Source organism: Paenibacillus sp. AD87 (genome assembly GCF_001659845.1).
Lineage (GTDB): Bacteria > Bacillota > Bacilli > Paenibacillales > Paenibacillaceae > Paenibacillus > Paenibacillus marchantiae.
In genome coordinates, this window is record NZ_LXQN01000007.1 from 1,172,307 (window position 1) to 1,191,358 (window position 19,052).

General features: G+C 45.8%; 14 protein-coding genes. 13 read left to right on the top strand and 1 reads right to left on the bottom strand.

All coding sequences use genetic code 11. The features are described 5' to 3' along the window. Window positions 1-30 precede the first annotated feature (30 nt). The 5 genes from gpAD87_RS05330 to gpAD87_RS05350 all read left to right on the top strand — a co-directional run bounded on the left by gpAD87_RS05330 (window position 31) and on the right by gpAD87_RS05350 (window position 4,181). Window positions 31-999 carry a sugar phosphate isomerase/epimerase family protein gene (locus gpAD87_RS05330; protein WP_024631039.1) on the top strand — a complete coding sequence of 323 codons (969 nt, stop codon included), beginning with the start codon at window positions 31-33 and terminating at the stop codon, window positions 997-999. Between the two features lie 24 nt (window positions 1,000-1,023). Continuing rightward, on the top strand, window positions 1,024-1,752 hold the full coding sequence (locus gpAD87_RS05335; RefSeq protein ID WP_064636690.1) for a ThuA domain-containing protein: 729 nt from the start codon (window positions 1,024-1,026) through the stop codon (window positions 1,750-1,752). 322 nt (window positions 1,753-2,074) lie between these two features. Continuing rightward, on the top strand, window positions 2,075-2,371 hold the full coding sequence (locus gpAD87_RS05340) for a winged helix-turn-helix transcriptional regulator (protein ID WP_148661829.1): 297 nt from the start codon (window positions 2,075-2,077) through the stop codon (window positions 2,369-2,371). Window positions 2,372-2,538: 167 nt separating this feature from the next. Then, window positions 2,539-3,270 carry a hypothetical protein gene (locus gpAD87_RS05345; RefSeq protein WP_064636692.1) on the top strand — a complete coding sequence of 244 codons (732 nt, stop codon included), beginning with the start codon at window positions 2,539-2,541 and terminating at the stop codon, window positions 3,268-3,270. A 197-nt stretch (window positions 3,271-3,467) separates the two neighbouring features. Continuing rightward, window positions 3,468-4,181: a hypothetical protein gene (locus tag gpAD87_RS05350; protein WP_063565665.1), complete on the top strand. Its 714-nt coding sequence runs from the start codon at window positions 3,468-3,470 to the stop codon at window positions 4,179-4,181. Window positions 4,182-4,263: 82 nt separating this feature from the next. Here the strand turns inward: gpAD87_RS05350 and gpAD87_RS05355 are convergent, their stop codons facing one another. Next, a complete protein-coding gene (locus gpAD87_RS05355; protein ID WP_063565666.1) occupies window positions 4,264-4,980 on the bottom strand; it encodes a Crp/Fnr family transcriptional regulator in 717 nt (238 codons plus the stop codon). 430 nt (window positions 4,981-5,410) lie between these two features. On the opposite strand from gpAD87_RS05355, the gene adhE reads away from it, so the two are divergent. The 8 genes from adhE to gpAD87_RS05395 all read left to right on the top strand — a co-directional run bounded on the left by adhE (window position 5,411) and on the right by gpAD87_RS05395 (window position 19,046). Continuing rightward, entirely contained in the window at window positions 5,411-8,023 is a 2,613-nt protein-coding gene (gene adhE, locus gpAD87_RS05360; protein ID WP_063565667.1) for a bifunctional acetaldehyde-CoA/alcohol dehydrogenase, read from the top strand. Window positions 8,024-8,793: 770 nt separating this feature from the next. Continuing rightward, on the top strand, window positions 8,794-11,052 hold the full coding sequence (gene pflB, locus gpAD87_RS05365) for a formate C-acetyltransferase (RefSeq protein ID WP_064636694.1): 2,259 nt from the start codon (window positions 8,794-8,796) through the stop codon (window positions 11,050-11,052). An 82-nt stretch (window positions 11,053-11,134) separates the two neighbouring features. Further along, the gene (gene pflA, locus gpAD87_RS05370) at window positions 11,135-11,887 is read left to right on the top strand and encodes a pyruvate formate-lyase-activating protein (protein ID WP_064636696.1); all 753 of its coding nucleotides are present in this window, start codon (window positions 11,135-11,137) and stop codon (window positions 11,885-11,887) included. A 411-nt stretch (window positions 11,888-12,298) separates the two neighbouring features. Further along, window positions 12,299-13,663 (top strand): extracellular solute-binding protein, encoded by a 1,365-nt coding sequence (locus tag gpAD87_RS05375; RefSeq protein WP_064636698.1) that lies wholly within the window; start codon window positions 12,299-12,301, stop codon window positions 13,661-13,663. A 164-nt stretch (window positions 13,664-13,827) separates the two neighbouring features. Next, complete coding sequence (locus gpAD87_RS05380) at window positions 13,828-14,712, top strand: carbohydrate ABC transporter permease (RefSeq protein ID WP_063565671.1); 885 nt, start codon at window positions 13,828-13,830, stop codon at window positions 14,710-14,712. Beyond that, window positions 14,712-15,542, top strand: coding sequence for a carbohydrate ABC transporter permease (locus tag gpAD87_RS05385; RefSeq protein ID WP_063565672.1), 831 nt, complete (start codon window positions 14,712-14,714; stop codon window positions 15,540-15,542). Before gpAD87_RS05380 ends, gpAD87_RS05385 begins: the two co-directional genes overlap by 1 nt. Window positions 15,543-15,573: 31 nt before the next feature. Then, window positions 15,574-17,415, top strand: coding sequence for a cache domain-containing sensor histidine kinase (locus gpAD87_RS05390; RefSeq protein WP_064636700.1), 1,842 nt, complete (start codon window positions 15,574-15,576; stop codon window positions 17,413-17,415). Then, complete coding sequence (locus gpAD87_RS05395) at window positions 17,412-19,046, top strand: response regulator (protein ID WP_064636702.1); 1,635 nt, start codon at window positions 17,412-17,414, stop codon at window positions 19,044-19,046. Before gpAD87_RS05390 ends, gpAD87_RS05395 begins: the two co-directional genes overlap by 4 nt. The last annotated feature ends 6 nt before the right edge of the window (window positions 19,047-19,052 follow it).

A 19,052-nucleotide genomic window follows, 5' to 3' on the forward strand; every position in this document is an offset into this window, starting at 1 on the left:
ATATGATATTAATCTAGGGAGGAATCGCACTTGAAACTCGGCGTATTTTTGGTACTATTCGGAGGACGTAAATTGGAGGATGCACTCGACTATGTTGCATCCAAAGGTTTGAAAGCAGTAGAAATCGGAACTGGTGGACATCCAGGGAATGCTCATTGTAAACCGGATGAGCTTCTGAGCAACCCGACAGCATTGAAAAACTTCAAAAATGCAGTAGAATCTCGCGGTCTGACCATCAGCGCACTGAGCTGTCACGGTAACCCGCTTCATCCACAAAAGGATATTGCGAAAGGATTCCACGATGATTTCGTTAAGACGGTAGAACTGGCTGAGAAACTGGAAGTGCCTGTTGTAAACACATTCTCCGGTTGTCCGGGAGACCATGAGGATGCCAAATATCCGAACTGGCCTGTTGCACCATGGCCGAATGACTTCCAGGAAGTTCTTAAATGGCAATGGGACAACAAAGTTATCCCTTACTGGACAGAGTGGGGCAAATTCGCTGCAGATCACAATGTGAAAGTGGGACTGGAACTGCACGGTGGATTCTCTGTGCATACACCAGCTACCTTGCTGAGATTGCGTGAAGCAGCAGGCGAAGTGATTGGCGCTAACTTGGACCCGAGCCACATGTGGTGGCAAGGTATTGATCCGGTGCAAGCGATCCACATTCTGGGACGTGAAGGCGCGATTCATCACTTCCATGCGAAAGATACAACTATTGATCCAATTAACGTGAACAAATATGGTGTAACAGATATGCAGGATTATACAAACATGCTTGATCGTGCTTGGCAATTCCGCTCGGTCGGTTATGGTCACGATAACAAGACTTGGGCTGATATTATTAGCGCTCTGCGTCTGGTTGGATATGATTATGTCGTAAGTATTGAACACGAAGATGGTCTGATGTCGGTAGAAGAAGGATTCTCTAAAGCTGTGCAAAATCTCCAACAAGTATTGATTGAAGAGCCGCTGGGAGATATGTGGTGGGTTTAGAGTTACACTAGGGGGAAATTGAATATGATTAACGTCACCATTTGGAATGAATTTGTCCATGAGAAAATTCACGATGAAGTAAGGGAAGTCTATCCAGACGGTTTGCACATGGCGTTGGCAAACGGACTGGGAGGGGAAGGCTTTGCCATTCGCACTGCAACACTTGATCAGCCTGAGCATGGATTAAGTGATGAGGTGTTGAATTCTACAGATGTGCTTATATGGTGGGGACATATGGCGCATGATCGCGTGAGCGACGATATTACACAAAAGGTTGCACAGCGGGTCCTGGATGGTATGGGGTTAATTGTTTTGCACTCCGGTCACTTCTCCAAGCCATTCAAAGCACTGATGGGCACAAGTTGTGATCTGAAATGGCGTGAAGCCAATGAGCAGGAGATTATCTGGTGTGTAAATCCGTCCCACCCAATAGCCGAGGGTATTAATAGCAAGATTATTCTGGAAAAAGAAGAAATGTACGGGGAATTCTTCGATATTCCAGTGCCTGATGAGCTTGTGTTTGTAAGCAACTTCCAAGGTGGAGAGGTATTCCGGAGCGGATGTACGTTCCTCCGCGGTTCAGGCAAAATCTTTTATTTCCGTCCAGGTCATGAAACATACCCGACCTTCTACAATCCGGAAATTTTAAAAGTGATCAGCAATGGAGTGAAGTGGGCATATCCTACGCGCAACGTTAAGCCGGAATTTGGCTTCAGCAAGCCTGTAAGATCACTTGGTAACGTGCTGGTTTAAGCTGCAATTTGGCTGTGTGAACGCATAAAATAAACGATATACCAAAGAACCCTTCTCCAAGTCAAGTATGACTGTGGCAGCTGGGTTCTTTTTGGGTAAGATAGCTACATGGGAGTTAGACGATATTTTCCCATGGTTCCGCTGTCCCATGTGATGTATACTGAGTTGTATCATCGAATTTGAGTTATGCTTCTAAAATTTTAACTTTTTAGTGGCAGACGTTTTCTTTGAGACTTAAATATGTTATTATGAAATATACTAACTAAACGTAAGTTGAGTGATCTCTAAAGAGGTGATTAATGTGGAAGGCCAAGATCTGCGGATGTGTCCGCGCTTTGAGACGGCGTTTTCTTTCTTGGGTAAGCGCTGGAACGGTCTGATTATTCAAACGTTGATGAGTGGTTCGAAGCGATTCAAGGATATCTCGAACCTGATTCCATCGATGAGTGATAAGATGTTGTCAGAACGGATGAAAGATCTGGAAAGCGAAGGAATCTTGATCCGTCATGTCTATCCGGAGACGCCAGTTCGTATTGAATATGAACTGACAGAGAAAGGCAAGGCGCTACAGCCCGTTATGAATCAAATTCAAGACTGGGCAGAGCAGTGGGTTGAGTAGTAACAGCTTCCCCGGCTCAAACTAAGTGAACTGATGGGATAAAAGCTCTTGATTTCCAGTGGAAATCAGGAGTTTTTGTCTTAAGGGTCCTGCACATGTTGTCGCGAGTTGTAGTATAATTGTAAATAAAATGGCCGCAGGCGGCCGGAGCGAGGAGGCCACTTGTCATGAGAGAAGAAAGCTTATCCCGTGAAGTACGCTACGGCAAGCAAGATATTGCAGAACTTGAGAGCGCATCCATCCAGGTACATTTAATCTACAAAAAAGCTGCGGAGCTATTTAAACGAACCTCATATTCCCCGTCGGTTAAGGATGATGTTGCAGGAGAGAAGACTCATTCCACGAATAGCAATGGTCAGGTAATGGCTCCGGCGGTACTGCAAAAATGGATTCAGACAGCAAGAGGCTGGAAATGTATTGGATGTGAACTGAGACAACCCGATTCCATCGGGGTTCAGGCCGAAGCCAACGTTCATGAAGAACGTGTGTATCTGGATGTGGGCGAAGGGCGTTTTTTTCAAGCGGAGATGCTGATTCAGGCGATTGTATGGTCTCAATATGAGAAGATCCGCATGCTTGCGCCTTGGCTGGGTGATGACACCTTCTACACTGTACAAGAGCTGGATGTGATTGCCCGTTATATTGTACCTACCTATTTCTCTGAACGGCCGCTGCACGAGCAAGGCAAGGTATCCAAGGTACACCATTCATCGGGTCAGATTCCGCTCTACCAGGAATATGTGGATGCACCTTCGTTCTGTGTACAGGTGGACGGTGGATTACTTGAAGGGCGTTTGCTGACAGGCGTTTATGTGTCGGAGGAACAGTTCTTTGGGCTCAACCCGTATCTGAAGGATGGAGACGGAGGCCGTACCTACATGCAGGCTTGTGTTCAGTAACCATGCTATTTAATAGACCTTAATAATAATTAGGAGCCAAAGGGCCTGCTTGCAGGTTCTTTGTGTTGTACAAACCAGTTATGGACGCTGCTGGATGAAAAGTAACGGCATTGACACTTTTTTTGCATGAATTTTGTGCCATAATAGAGGTTATGGACAACAGGGTGAATGATTTTACGCAGGGTGGTGTTACCTACATGAAGAAGAGAATCCCCGGTTACATAGGTATATGTCTGCTTATTCTGGTTATATTAGCCGGGTGTAGCGAGACACAGCCTTCCGAACAGCCAATCGTCAAAGAGACCGAATCGCAGAATACTATTACTGTGGCAGTGGATGGCAGTACTTTTTTGCCTGACGCAACGAAGTCCATTAAGAGAGATTTTAGTGAAGGTCTGACGCTCAAGAAAGCACTGTTGAACAGTGGACTTGTCGATTTTACAGCAGATGGAAAGCGGATCCAATCCGTGGGGGAAGTTTCTCTGGACTCCTCACTTAGCTGGGCGGTCAAACTGAATGGCAAGGATATTGATCCGGAAAATTGGGACATGGAGCTTCATGTCAAAGATGAAGTGATCATATATGTAAAAGCCGCTGACAGTGGGGGAGACGATGTTGTTTACCAAACAACATTACTCAAGGTGAGCGGTGGAAATATTATGCCAAATCTCAATCGTCAATATGCCGGGGTGTATGTTCAGGAATGTACTGTGCGTGATGTATTGAAGTCCAGCGGGATTGTAAGAATGTCGGAGAACAACAAATTCGTTGTTTCCGTTGAAAATGTAATTCCCCGGATGAACCAACGCTGGATGATCATGGTGAATGATAAAGAACTGATGGAAAACGGTTTGGACATGAAGTTGAATCCACGTGATGCAGTAAAGCTCGAGTTGACTACTGTATCTTAAGCATAACAAAAGCCCAATCTTCGTTATAGAAGATGGGCTTTTTTCATTTGCGTATCAAATGTTTTACAAGACGGGAAAAGCGTCAGATTCGGCAAATCTCGTTAGGACACAATTCACAGTGACAGATGCCCTGGAGCATGTGCAGATCCTTGATGACAATCATGCCGTTATCGTATTCAATGGCGTCTTTTTTACGCAAATCGCTTAACATGCGGTTGACACTTTCACGGGTCGCTCCAATCATATTAGACAGATCCGTGTGTGTTATTTTTTTATGAATCATGACATGCTCTCCATGGGGCTCGCCGTAGGAATTGGACAATCGAATCAGCGTGGAGCAGAGTGCGCCCGGTTTGCCATATAACATCAGATCACGGAATTTGGTTTGGGTTAACCGGTGATGGATACCCATCCATTTCATAAAATCGATCGCAAAGTCACAGTGTTGGCAGATCAGCATTTCCAGGTCTTTATGCTCCAGTACACCGATCTCACTATCCTCCAGCACTTCCGCCGAAAAGCTGTGTTTCGATCCGAAGAACGGATCAGCCTGCCCAATCATATCACCGGCTTGATACATATACATAATCAGTTCCTTGCCTTCATCCGTGGATTTGGTGATCTGGGCACGTCCCCGTTTCATATAATATAGTTTGTCAGAGACATCTCCCTCCCAATACAGATGGGTTCCTTCCGGATAGGTTCTGTCCTTCATCGTTACGAGCAGATGGTTGAAATTCGCTTCCGAGAAACAGTTTGTATTTCCGCGTTTTTCCAGTACACTCAGTTGTTCTCTCATAAGTCTATCTCCCCTTTGTGTCCATCGGACGGCCTTCTGCAGCTTGGACTGGCCCCCGTGGTTCGCCGCAAACCGTTGCCGTCCTGATCAGGGTCATCTCTCGGCCGGGAAGGACGGTACAAATTGCGGTGGTTCAATTTTTAAGTTCAGTATATACCTTATCTTGCCGTTTGAGGGGCGTGGAAAGGGGGCAAAAATGGCGAAATTTCAAACATTGTGATTAAATTCACTTTCGAAAGGAGAGGATGAATCTGACAGCCCTATAGTTTAAATAGGAAGTGTAAATGGCTAAGTGAGAGACACTAAAAAACTTAAATTAAATTTGTTATACTTTGTGAAAAAAATCACATAATTAACTCTTTCCCCATGGTACGATGTGAATGTAAAGAAGAGAGACAAACCAATACGAACCTTTAGGAGGATGAGGGAGATGGCTGTAAAGAACGAAGTCGCCCCAGTAAAAGAACCGACAGCAGGTCAGTATATTCAAACGTTAATTGACAAAGCGAATAAAGCACATGCAGCATTCATGTCCATGGATCAGAAACAGATTGACCGCATCGTGCAAGCGATGGCGCTGGCAGGTCTGGACAAACATATGATGCTCGCCAAAATGGCCGTGGAAGAAACAGGTCGGGGTGTGTATGAGGATAAAATCACCAAAAATATATTTGCAACAGAATATGTGTATCATAGCATAAAATATGACAAAACAGTAGGGGTTATCGAAGATAACGAGTACGAAAGCTTCCAGAAAATTGCGGAGCCTGTCGGCATCATCATGGGGATTACCCCGGTAACGAATCCGACATCCACCACGATGTTCAAAGCACTGATTTCCATCAAAACGCGTAACCCAATCATCTTCGGTTTCCACCCATCTGCACAGAACTGTAGCCGGGAAGCCGCCAAAATCCTGCTTGATGCTGCAGTGAAGCATGGTGCTCCAGCGGATTGTATCCAGTGGATTGATGATCCTTCCATGGATCGCACAAACGCACTGATGAATCATAACGATGTGGCGCTCATTCTGGCAACAGGCGGATCAGGTATGGTACGGGCTGCATACAGCTGTGGTAAACCAGCACTGGGCGTAGGGCCAGGGAACGTACCTTGCTTTATTGAGAAAAGCGCAGATATCAATCAAGCAGTAACGGATCTGATTTTGTCCAAATCGTTCGATAACGGTATGATTTGTGCTTCCGAGCAAGCAGTCATCATCGAAGAACCGATCTTCGATCAGGTGAAAAAGAAAATGATCGCGAACGGCTGTTACTTCGTCAACAAGGATGAGGCAGCGAAACTGACCGCAGGTGCGATTAATGCTGAGAAATGTGCGGTGAACCCGGCGATTGTTGGTCAATCTGCAGTCAGCATTGCGCAAATGTGCGGTATCGAGGTCCCTGCTAACACCAAAATTCTCGTAGCCGAGATTGAAGGGGTAGGTACAAAATTCCCGTTGTCGGCTGAAAAACTAAGCCCGGTACTGGCTTGTTACAAAGTGAAAACGGCAGCTGAAGGGATTGAGCGTGCAGCAGAAGTGGTTGCTTTTGGCGGCATGGGTCACTCCTCTGTTATTCATTCGACGAACGAAGAAGTCATTAGCAAATTCGCAGATCGCCTGCAAACCGGACGGATTATCGTGAATTCGCCATCCACACACGGCGCCATCGGTGACATCTACAACACTAACATGCCGTCACTGACATTGGGCTGCGGATCGTATGGACGTAACTCGACTTCTTCCAACGTAACCGCTGTAAACTTAATCAACGTGAAAAGGGTGGCTCGCCGTACCGTGAATATGCAGTGGTTCAAAGTGCCGAATAAAGTCTACTTCGAAAAAGGTGCAACACAGTATCTTGCCAAAATGCCGGACATCACACGCGTAGCCATTATTACGGATGCCATGATGGTCAAACTTGGTTATGTGGAAAAAGTAGAGCACTATCTGCGTCAACGTCAAATGCCGGTAGCTATTGAAGTGTTCTCTGATGTTGAACCCGATCCATCCACAACAACGGTAGACCGCGGTACGGAAATGATGCGCCGCTTCCAGCCAGACTGCATTATCGCTCTCGGCGGGGGATCACCGATGGATGCTGCCAAAGCGATGTGGCTGTTCTATGAATATCCTGACACGGATTTCAATGATTTGAAGCAAAAATTCATGGATATCCGCAAACGGATCTACAAATATCCACGTCTTGGCGTGAAAGCGAAATTCGTAGCGATCCCGACAACTTCGGGCACAGGTTCGGAAGTAACATCGTTCGCAGTTATTACAGATAAAAATCAAGGCAATACGAAATATCCACTGGCAGACTACGAATTAACACCAGATGTAGCCATTGTAGACCCGGAATTCGTCTACTCTCTGCCTAAAACCGCTGTTGCGGATACAGGTATGGACGTATTGACTCACGCCATTGAAGCATATGTATCCGTCATGGCGAATGATTACACGGATGGACTCGCGATCAAAGCGATTCAACTGGTATTCCAATATCTTGAGCAATCTGCGCTGCAAGGTGACAAATTGGCTCGTGAGAAAATGCATAACGCTTCGACGATTGCCGGTATGGCTTTTGCCAACGCATTCCTGGGCATTAACCACAGCTTGGCACACAAATGGGGCGGTCAGTACCATACCGCACATGGACGTACCAATGCGATCCTGATGCCGCACGTCATTCGCTACAATGCGAAAAAACCGACGAAGTTTGCATCGTTCCCGAAATATTCGCACTTTGTTGCAGATGAGCGTTATGCCGAAATTGCCCGCATTCTGGGATTGCCTGCACGTACGACAGAAGAAGGGGTTACCAGCCTCATCAATGCTATTCGCAAACTGAACAAAACATTGGGTATTGAAGAGTCGTTCCAGGAAATCGGATTCGATGCCAAAGACTTTGAGGCACATGTCGATTATCTGGCAGACCGCGCATTCGAGGACCAATGTACCACAGCTAATCCAAAACTGCCACTCGTCACTGAACTGGCAGATGTATACCGCAACGCTTTCTACGGCAAGTTTGAATAACAACTAAAGCAGCAGCAGGTTTTAGGCAGATATAGTCAGGGTTCCCCGAAAGGGGAGCCCCGATTGCCGTCTTTCCTGTAAAAAAGGTAAAACGTATTCCTTGCAGTTGTCTTTTTTAAAAGAGGTTACACGGAATCCGTGATGTTACTTTTTGAACCAGGTATTCACACCATAACGAAGAGGGAAGAAAAAAAATGAAGAAGCGAAGCGTTCTCTTTCAAGCACGATTTCAACCTTCTATGCTATATAGTTTAAATCATAAATTTACACGATAACGGAGAGGAGAGAAAAAACCTGAAGAAGCGATAGCGCTCGCCTTTATCCCCGGATTTTACCTTTTTAAAAGGGAATCAAAAAAATCTGGGGGTAACAGCGATCGGAAGGTTGTTCTATCCTCGGAGTGGCCAGTGTACATATCCTTTCGTTCAAATTATATTGTTCAATCGGGGAAATCGGGTTTGAACATTGATCGGAAGTTGTTCTGTTCGCGCAGTGGCTAAGTGTGAATTTTTAGGATTTACCATGACACAGCACAGGTGGAGTGAGGATGGTCACAAACTTTGTGATAAAAATCACAGATGATGAAAGAGCAAAGACGTATACTGAAAATGTAAGAAAAACATTCATCCGCGGTTCCGGTTCCCAAGTAGAGAGAACATGTTCCGGCTTACATGTGAAATTTATCACATTAATCGCGGCTCTGGGCACAGATGAGACGAGTGTAGCATCCTGTCATGTGTCCGGAAATCCAAATTTGTGGAGGGATTACTATGTCGGTGATCGAAAAAGATGTCAAACAACAAACAGGCTGGAGAAACTTTACCAAAGGAACATGGACGAAATCCGTAGATGTGAATGATTTTCTGGCACGCAACTTATCACCTTACTATGGCGATGAAGCATTTCTTGCAGGTGCAACTCAGAATACGAAAGAGTTATGGGATATCGTATCTGATCTTACCAAAAAAGAGCGCGATAACGGCGGGGTACTTGATGTTGACGTAAACACGCCAGCAACGATTGTTTCCCACCAACCAGGTTATCTGGATAAATCCAAAGAACAGATTGTTGGTGTTCAAACGGATGCCCCATTCAAACGTTCCATTCAGCCATTCGGTGGAATTCGCATGATGATTGATGCTTGTGAAGCTTATGGTTTTGAAATGCCTCAAGGCGTTATTGATATATTTACGAACATCCGTAAAACACATAACCAGGGCGTATTTGATGCTTACACATCCGACATGCGTGCAGCACGTAAAGCAGGAATTATTACTGGTCTGCCTGATGCTTATGGCCGTGGCCGGATCATCGGTGACTATCGCCGGGTAGCTCTGTATGGCGTGGACTTCCTGATTCGAAATAAAAAAGGTGAACTGAATGCACTTGAAGTCGATGTGATTGATGAAGATGTCATTCGCCTCCGTGAAGAACTTTCCGAACAGATTCGTGCATTGCAAGAGTTGAAACAACTGGGTGAAATGCATGGTTTTGATATTTCCTTGCCAGCCACAACCGCGAAAGAATCGTTCCAATGGCTCTACTTCGGTTACCTGGCTGCGATCAAAGAGCAAAATGGTGCGGCGATGTCGCTCGGACGTGTTTCTTCGTTCCTTGATATTTACATTGAACGTGATTTGCAAGAAGGCTTGCTAACTGAAGAACAAGCTCAAGAATTGGTTGACCATTTTGTTATGAAACTGCGTATCGTCAAATTCCTGCGTACGCCGGATTATAATGAATTGTTCAGTGGAGACCCAACATGGGTAACTGAATCCATCGGAGGCATGTCCGTAAATGGAGAAACCCGTGTTACGAAAAACAGCTTCCGTTTCCTACACACCCTGAACAACCTTGGTCCTGCACCTGAGCCGAACCTTACTGTACTTTGGTCCACCAAGCTTCCGGAAGCTTTCAAACAATACTGTACGAAAGTATCCATCGAAACGAGCTCCATTCAGTATGAAAATGATGATCTGATGCGTCCCATCTATGGAGACGATTATGGTATTGCTTGCTGCGTATCTGCGATGAAGATCGGGAAACAAATGCAGTTCTTTGGCGCTCGTGCCAACCTCGCAAAAGCATTGCTGTATGCAATCAACGGCGGTCGTGACGAGAAATCGGGTGCACAAGTTGGACCTGAATATCCGGCGATCACAAGCGAAGTGCTGGAGTACAATGAAGTTATGAAACGTTTCAAACCGATGATGGAATGGCTTGCCAAACTGTATATGAACTCACTCAACGTCATTCACTATATGCATGACAAATACAGCTACGAGCGTATTGAAATGGCCTTACATGACCGCGACATCGTACGTACGATGGCTTGTGGTATTGCTGGTCTCTCGGTTGCAGCAGACTCTCTGAGCGCAATCAAGTATGCGAAAGTCAAACCGATCCGCAACGAACAAGGCATCGCAATTGATTTTGAAATTGAAGGCGACTTCCCTTGTTACGGTAACAATGAAGACAGTGTCGATAGCATCGCGGTAGAACTGGTGGAAAGCTTCATGGGCATGATTCGCAAACACAAAGCATATCGTAATGCGATCCCAACACAGTCTGTACTGACCATCACATCGAACGTAGTGTACGGCAAGAAAACAGGTACAACACCGGATGGTCGTAAAGCAGGCGAACCGTTTGCACCAGGAGCTAACCCAATGCATGGTCGGGACAAAAAAGGTGCACTGGCATCCCTTGGCTCAGTAGCCAAATTGCCGTACGAACACAGCCTTGACGGGATCTCTAACACATTCTCCATCGTGCCTAAAGCACTCGGAAAAGAGTCAGACACACGTAAATCCAATCTGGTTGCCATGATGGACGGTTATTTTGGTCAAGGGGCACACCATCTGAACGTGAACGTATTTGATCGCCAGCAGTTGATTGACGCGATGGATCACCCGGAAAACTATCCGCAGCTGACAGTACGGGTATCCGGTTACGCGGTTAACTTCATCAAACTGACACGTGAGCAACAACTCGATGTCATTAACCGGACCTTCCACGGTTCGATGTAACTCGGGCTTTCTCAACGGTTCAAAGGAGTAGAACCTCCATATTAAACGCACAGCGGATGCGATACAGAAAGGAAGAGGCAGCATGGTTAATGGACATATTCATTCACTCGAAACTTTCGGGACGGTTGACGGCCCAGGCATCCGCTTCGTGCTTTTTATGCAGGGATGTCTGCTCAAATGCCAGTATTGTCACAATCCGGATACATGGGCACTCGATGGTGGCAGGGAAATGAGCGTGGAGGAGGTACTGGCTGAAATCGAGCCGTACTTGTCCTACTATCGCAGTTCCGGCGGAGGACTTACTGTATCCGGCGGGGAGCCGACATTACAGTCTCATTTTGTAGCCGAAGTTTTCAAAGAAGCGAAACGCCGCTGGGGACTGCATACTACGCTGGACAGCAACGGTTTCAATGAACCGGATCGAATTCATGATTTGTTAGATCACACAGATCTGGTTTTGTTGGATCTGAAGCACATCAATGATGAGAAACATATCAAGTTGACAGGCAAATCCAACGAGAGAACATTGCGAACCGCACAATGGTTATCGGACAATGGACGAAAAATGTGGATTCGCCACGTGTATGTGCCAGGGATTCACAATGAGGAAGAAGACTTGCTCAATCTGGGGCGGTTTATTGGAACGCTAAATGGAGTCGAAAAGTTCGAAATTCTGCCTTATCATCAGATGGGTATTTACAAATGGCAGGCGCTGGGGAAAGCCTATCCGCTCGATGGAGTTCCTTCTCCAAGTGATGAGGAAGTAGAGCGGGCGTATCGTTTGATTGAACAAGGGCGTACGGAAACAGCGGGCATGACTTGCTCCATTAAGTAACAACAGTTATTTACAGGACCTATATAATTTGAACTAACTATTTACACGAGAACGTAGAGGACAGAAATAAGCTGGAGAAGCGGAGCGTTCGCCTTTATCCCCAGATTTTCACTTTTATAAAAGCGAATCAAAAAAATCTGGGGATAACAGCGATCGGAAGGTTGTTCTGTCATCGGAGTGGCAAGTGTAAATATTCTTTAGTTCAACTTATATACCAACCAAGCAGTCTTTGCGAACATGTTTCGCAGGGGCTGTTTTTTGTGCTGTTATCCATTGTAAATAAAAGATTATTTGTCCAGTGAAGGATTTTATCCCTCCATTGATGAATTGTCATCCTTACGATGTAAGCTCTTACTTTTTATAATCAGAGTGTAAAGCCAAATGCTCAATATCTTGAGGGGGGTCATACGAATGAAAAAAGGAATGACATTACTGCTTTCATTATTACTTATCACATCATGGACATTGGCAGGTTGTTCGAGCTCAACTAACGAACCACAAAAGGGAGCAGGCAATGCGCCTGCGGAGACAAGCAAGGAACCGGTTGAGATGCTTCTCCGTCACACTCAGGTGGGTGCCGACAAACAAAAAAGGCTGGCCATTCTGCAGGACGTTGTGGCCAAAGTGGAGAGCGAAGTACCCAACCTGACCTTTACACTGGACGGAGTTGAATCCGATGTAAACCGTAAGGAGAAACTTCGTGGTGAGATGGCAGCAGGCAATCCGCCGGATATCTTCGAATTGTTCGGTAGTCCAGACTCCAAAGTATATGCTAAAGAAGGCATGTTGTTGGATCTCACTCCGATCTTGCAAGAGCTGGGCATTCAGGACCAATTTTCATCGCTTGAACCTTTCACCTATGAAGGCAAAGTGTACGGACTGCCTATTGGGGGATCGGGTGAAGGATTCTTCTACAATAAAGAGTATTTTACGAAAAAAGGTTGGAAAGCGCCTTCAACAATGGCTGAGCTGGATAATATGCTCGCTGAGATCAAGGCTGATGGCAAGGTGCCACTTGCTTCTGCTTCCAAAGCAGGCTGGGTTCCACTCATGTTAACGAACCATCTGTGGTCCCGTTACGCTGGACCTGATATTACGGCGAAGTTTGCTACAGGCGAAGCGAAGTGGACTGATCCAGGCGTTGTCGCAGGATTTGCGAAGCATAAGGAATGGGTGGATAAAGGTTACTTCAAAAAAGGCGAGCTTGGTTATGAATATGCTGAATATACGACTCAATTTACGAGCGGTGAAGCGATTCTGATGTATGACGGAACGTGGAAATCGTCTGTATTCAAGGAAGGACAGAGCGGGGAGTCGCTCATTGGCAAAGTTGGTTTCTTCAATATGCCTCCGGTAGAGAACGGTGTAGGAGATCAGACAGCCCTGATGCGTGACGTCAATAATGGATACGGTTTCTCCGCAGCGGCTGCGGATGACCCGCAGAAGTTGGCGGCTGTTAAAGCCTTTATCAAAAACTTCTACAACGAAGATATGCAAGTACGTGGGCTCGTAGAAGACGGTGTGTTACCAGCGATGAAACTGGATGAAAAAGTGCTGACTGACAGCATCACCGACGATTTGATGAAAGAAATCGTAGCTGTTCTGAATGCATCGCAGACTTCGTTCCCGGCATTTGATGCACTCGTTCAAGCTGATGTTACGACAGAGATCGGCAACCTGCAAATTCAGAAGCTGGTTGGTGGACAGACGACACCAGAAAAAATGGCCGAAGAATTGCAAAAGGTTCAGGAAGAGGCTAATGCTTCAGTAGAATAAGCGATCTATCAAGCAAAGAAACGTACCTGCTAACACCATGCTGGTTTACCCCGGTTGGAACACTGCCGGGGTAAAACCCTTGGTCCTATCTAAAGAATTACACTGCTGAGGAATCTGCTCTAGATATGAGCATAAGAAGTTGAAGTCACTGAAGGAGGTAGATCATGAATACTTCACTCCGCAGCCCGCTGATCTATACGTTGTTTGTGTTGCCGGCACTGATCTTGTTTATCATGTTTTTCCTGTATCCTATCGGCAGTTCACTCTATTACAGTCTGACCAGTTGGAACGGTGTATCCGCAGAGCCGCGTTTTGTGGGACTGTCCAACTATGCAAAAGCATTGACAGATGAACGTTTTTGGATTTCAACTCGCAATAACGGTTTCTTTATCGCATTTTCTGTTTTGATCCAGGTGCCTCTCATTGTGCTGTTTTCCCTGCTCATTGCGAACGTAAAGAAATTGAAGGGATTGTACAAAACAGCCGTCTTTTTGCCGTCTATTATGTCAACGGCCGTCATCGGTATTCTGTGGGGATTCATCTATGAGCCTAACATCGGCCTGTTGAATCAGTTACTTGAAACCGTAGGTATCTCCCCGGTCTATTGGCTTTCCGATAATCGGTTCGCAATGATATCCATTCTCGTAACCAATGCTTGGCAGTGGACGGGATTCTATATTGTCATGGTCTTGGCGGCCATTCTGGCTATTCCCAAGGATTTGGATGAAGCGGCAGCCATTGATGGAGCAACAGCCGTACAAAGAGCATTCAAAATTACATTGCCACTTATCAGACCTATCATTTCCGTCGTCATTATGTTGTCCATTGCCGGGGCGATGAAGGCAGCTGATATTGTTCTGGTTATGACCAAAGGTGGACCTGCAGGCTCTACCGAAGTGCTTGCCACGTATATGATCAAATACGCGATTACCAATTTTAAATACGGTTATGGCAATACGATTGCGGTTCTGATCTTTGCTCTGACGCTTGTGCTCACCGCGGTATATCAGTTGCTGGTGGCGAGACGCAACGAAAGGGTGGAATATTGATGGTAAAGAACATAAAAGGCAGTATACCTCATGTTTTGTTGATGTTGTATCTACTTGCGATTCTGTTTCCCTTTTTATTCGTAATCTTTTCTTCATTCAAGCAGGATAACAACGAAATTGCATTGAATCCGTTCGGTCTGCCCTCCACTTGGGTGTTTAATAACTACGTAGAGGCTTGGGTAAATGCCAAGATTGGAACGTATTTCTGGAACAGTATGTACATTTCGGTCTTGTCCTCAGTCGGAACGATTGTGCTTGGTGCCATGTTTGCTTTTGCTATAACGCGGATGAGACACCGCAAATGGAGCATGTTACTGTACAGCCTCATTCTGGCGGGCATGCTGATTCCAAACAATGCGCTCATGCTGCCGATTTATTTGCTTGTCCGCAAGCTCGGCATTTTGGATACTCATTTGGCGCTGATCATTCCTTATGTTGCGAATGCAATTCCGTTCACGATTATTATTTTGGCTGCTTTTATGCGGTCGCTCCCTGGAGAAATTGAGGAAGCCGCGGTTATGGATGGGTTGAGGGCTCCGGGTATCTTTGCTAGAATAGTGATACCCCTTACAGTTCCAGCCATTGTTACGGTGTTTATCGTGAATTTCCTCGGCAACTGGAACGAATTTTTACTCGCCAACTATTTCTTATCCACCGATAAACTGCGTACACTGCCTGTCGGCATGGTCCAGTTTCGTGATCAGTATCAAATGAATTATGCCCAGATGTCAGCAGGCATTGTATACAGTGTTGTACCGGTTGTTGTGATCTACGCCATATTGCAAGAGAAAATCATTGAAGGCGTAACGGCAGGTAGTGTTAAAGGTTAATTAACGATGCGTTATATAGGGAGAACGGGAAATGAACTTGCGGATGAAGCTGGCCATGGCATTTCTGCTGCTCATCATTGTACCGATGTGCACGCTTGGAATCGGCATGTTCTTGGTCACATCACATACGATTGAGAAAAAATACAATCAGCAGTCTGAATATGCACTCCAGGCGATTAGCTATAATATTGAGAATGTTTTTCAGCAGATCAACAATGTCACAGACAACGGCATTGCCACATCGGTGTTCCAGATGGCATTGAACGCCAAAGATCCGAGCAAACAGGATCTTGGAACCGGTAATCAATTGTCGCTGAATGCCAGCCAGCGAAATTTCCGTTCCCTTTTATACAACTACCCGTTCATTAGTTATGCCTTCTTGTATGATTTGCGTTCGCGTTCGTCTCAGGATAACCAGATTGTTTCTATATTTACGAAAGAAAATTTTCAAGCGCTTCCTTTTCAACAATTTAAAGTTCATCCAATATTCAAAGAAATCCAGGAACTCAACGGCGTTCCCAAATGGCTGGCCCCTCTGGAATATCCTGAACTGACGGGCGTAGAACCTGTCTTTACTCAGATTCGGTTAGTCAAGGAACTCAGTTATTTTCAGAATATTGGGGTCCTGGTGGTTCAGATTAAAAAAGGGGAGATGGACCGTATCTTCCGCCATCTGCAGATAAGTGATCCTGCACAGGATACTTCGTTCTTGCTGATCAATGAAGAGGGTCTGATCGTATACGATCCTTCCGGACGTTACAGCGGAGAGAAGATGGAGAATCTGGGTGTGCGTTCTGGAATTTACGGACCGGGGTTCAGTAGCACCAGAGCAGTGTTCGATGGCAGTGAAAGCATCATTTCACAATATCATCTGAAAAACTATAATTGGAGTCTGGTCAGTGTCGCTTCATGGGAGGCGTTATCGGCAGAGACGAATGTGTTCGCAGGCTGGTCGATTATTATCATTCTGCTGTGTCTGCTTGCTGCGATGGTTTTCAATGTGTTCTTCATGAACCGGATTACCGGCAATATTGCGGTACTGGTACGATTCATGAGGCGTGTAGATGACGGGGACTTTAATGCTCGGGTCGAAGGAAGTGGCTTTGACGAGATGCAAATACTCGCCCAAGGGTTCAATGAATTACTGGATCGAATCGGAGGTCTGTTCCGACGTGTGAGTGCTGAGCAGGAACAGAAGGCCAAGGCAGAACTGCGTGTGCTTCAAGCCCAGATCAAACCTCATTTTCTATTTAATACGCTGGAATCCATTAACGGACTAGCCATGAGGGGAGAAGGGCGTAAAGTAAGTGAAATGGTGACACGTCTTGGCAATATGCTGCGCATCAGTATCCAGGATCAGGAGGAGATTTCGCTCAGTGAGGAATTAAGGCACTTGCAGAGTTATCTTGAGATCCAACATTACAGGTTCAGTGATTTGTTCCGGTATGAGATAGACATTCCATCTCATCTGTACACCTCATCTATGCTCAAGCTTACCCTCCAACCTCTTGTGGAAAATAGTATCCAGCATGGGTTCGAGGGAATTGAATATCAGGGTGTAATTCGGATCAGTGCATTTGTAGAACGGAATAACCTGGTGTTGCGAGTTGAGGATAATGGGATCGGTATTCCCCAGGAAATGTTGGCTCGATTCGAATATATGGCAGAAGACCCGCCTGAATACATCATAGCTGAGGGAACGAAGCCACTGTCTTCAATGGCAGAGCGTCGAGGGCTGGGTTTAAGAAGTGTTGCAGATCGGATAAGGATTCAATATGGGGCCGGATACGGGGTGTTTATATGTTCATCTCCGGGACATGGCACCATCATTCAATGTATTATTCCACAATATGAGCAGGGGGAAGATGAATGAATCTAACCGCGTTGCTGGTTGACGATGAGCTGCCGATTTTGGAGAATTTGAGTTTTATTTTGCCATGGGAAGACATGGGCATTGAAATTGTGGGTACGGCTAGAAGTGGGTCAGAAGCACTGGACAAAGTTGCAGAATGCCATCCTGACATCATGTTATGTGATATTCGTATGCCCTCCATGGATGGTCTGGAACTGATTCGAATATTACGGGAACAAGGTGAAACTTGTGAGATTATTTTGCTGACAGGATATCAGCAGTTCGAGTATGCCCGTACGGCCATCCGTTACAATGTCCATGAATACATATGCAAGCCAATCGATTACCTGGATCTGGAACATAAATTGCGTGAGCTTGCTAGTCAGATTCAGAAGAAACGGTTGGAAGTGGAGGCTGAACGCCACCGCAAATCGGAGATGGAAGTATGGGTAAAGCACAAACATATCATTGACCTGATGCGAAAAGAGGAAGATTCGTTATTTTCTTTTCCTCCTTCTTCCCCGGAACAACATGCATCCTCGTTACGGTATATCCTGCTGCTTATCGATGTTTCGGGATATTTCAAACATTCGATCGGATGGTCTGGGACCCGGCACCGAAGCTGGCATGGAATGATCCGTTCCAGACTTAGGGAGATTACAGACCGGATCTGTGAAGGAACTCTGCTGATTTCGGCCCGTAAGGGAGAATGGTGCATGTTGGTGGAGGCATCAGATGAATGGAGACTGCGGGCAGATGCATTGGCTCAACAGGTTCAGATGGAATTAGATGCGACATTTGAGCCCGGTTCAGGTATGAAGACAAGGGTCATTCAGGATGTTATGCCTGTGAAACTGGATGATCAGATGGCTGAGCGATACCGGCACTGTCAGCGATTGCTGATCATGAATGATTCTAATCAGCGCAGCGATGAGCTGGGAAAAGATTCTGCTGATCACTTAATAGAGTCATCTAAAGAACCTTCCAGAAGGGCAACGATGTGGATTACAAAAGAGGATTTGGACTTGATTACCCGCTGGATCAGGCAGGGAAATAAACAGGGATTGATTGACCTGCTCGTTATGCTGAAACATCGGATGAGCGAGCATAAGAGTGCGCTGGAGGGCGTAGCCGAAAACAGCCTGCGTTTTCTGCTTGTACATATGCTTCGTGAATTGCGCGAAGTACATGTCATGGCTGAACAAGACGAAATGCATTTCTGGAGTGCATTGCATTCAGCAACCTCCATCAAGGAATTAATCGAATTGGCTGAAGCACTTGCTTATGTTTGTCATGATAAGAAAAGCGTACCTCGCCCTTCTGTGTCTGAGTTGATCAGTTCTGCGTGCGAGTATATGAACGCCAGACTGGAATGTGATCTGGGTATTGATGAGGTAGCTGATTGGCTGGGCATCAGTCCAGGTTACTTTTGTCAGCTTTTCAAAAACCAGATGGGCGTAACCTTTGTTGAATATATGACCCATAAGCGGATGGAGAGCGCAGCCTTATTATTAAGTACAACGGAATGGAGTATCACAGCCATTGGAGAAGCAACGGGGTATAAGGAGCGGCGATATTTCTCCAAAGTGTTCCATAAACATTTTCACATGAAACCATCAGAATTCAGGTCAAACCAAAGAGCAGGTTCATAATGGGGA

Excerpts from the sequence above, each read along its gene's own strand:
- gpAD87_RS05335 (WP_064636690.1), top strand. The coding sequence starts at position 1,024 with ATGATTAACGTCACCATTTGGAATGAATTTGTCCATGAGAAAATTCAC.
- gpAD87_RS05390 (WP_064636700.1), top strand. The coding sequence starts at position 15,574 with ATGAACTTGCGGATGAAGCTGGCCATGGCATTTCTGCTGCTCATCATT.
- gpAD87_RS05340 (WP_148661829.1), top strand. The coding sequence starts at position 2,075 with ATGTGTCCGCGCTTTGAGACGGCGTTTTCTTTCTTGGGTAAGCGCTGG.
- gpAD87_RS05395 (WP_064636702.1), top strand. The coding sequence starts at position 17,412 with ATGAATCTAACCGCGTTGCTGGTTGACGATGAGCTGCCGATTTTGGAG.
- adhE (WP_063565667.1), top strand. The coding sequence starts at position 5,411 with ATGGCTGTAAAGAACGAAGTCGCCCCAGTAAAAGAACCGACAGCAGGT.
- gpAD87_RS05385 (WP_063565672.1), top strand. The coding sequence starts at position 14,712 with ATGGTAAAGAACATAAAAGGCAGTATACCTCATGTTTTGTTGATGTTG.
- gpAD87_RS05345 (WP_064636692.1), top strand. The coding sequence starts at position 2,539 with ATGAGAGAAGAAAGCTTATCCCGTGAAGTACGCTACGGCAAGCAAGAT.
- gpAD87_RS05375 (WP_064636698.1), top strand. The coding sequence starts at position 12,299 with ATGAAAAAAGGAATGACATTACTGCTTTCATTATTACTTATCACATCA.
- gpAD87_RS05355 (WP_063565666.1), bottom strand. The coding sequence starts at position 4,980 with ATGAGAGAACAACTGAGTGTACTGGAAAAACGCGGAAATACAAACTGT.
- pflB (WP_064636694.1), top strand. The coding sequence starts at position 8,794 with ATGTCGGTGATCGAAAAAGATGTCAAACAACAAACAGGCTGGAGAAAC.
- gpAD87_RS05380 (WP_063565671.1), top strand. The coding sequence starts at position 13,828 with ATGAATACTTCACTCCGCAGCCCGCTGATCTATACGTTGTTTGTGTTG.
- gpAD87_RS05350 (WP_063565665.1), top strand. The coding sequence starts at position 3,468 with ATGAAGAAGAGAATCCCCGGTTACATAGGTATATGTCTGCTTATTCTG.
- pflA (WP_064636696.1), top strand. The coding sequence starts at position 11,135 with ATGGTTAATGGACATATTCATTCACTCGAAACTTTCGGGACGGTTGAC.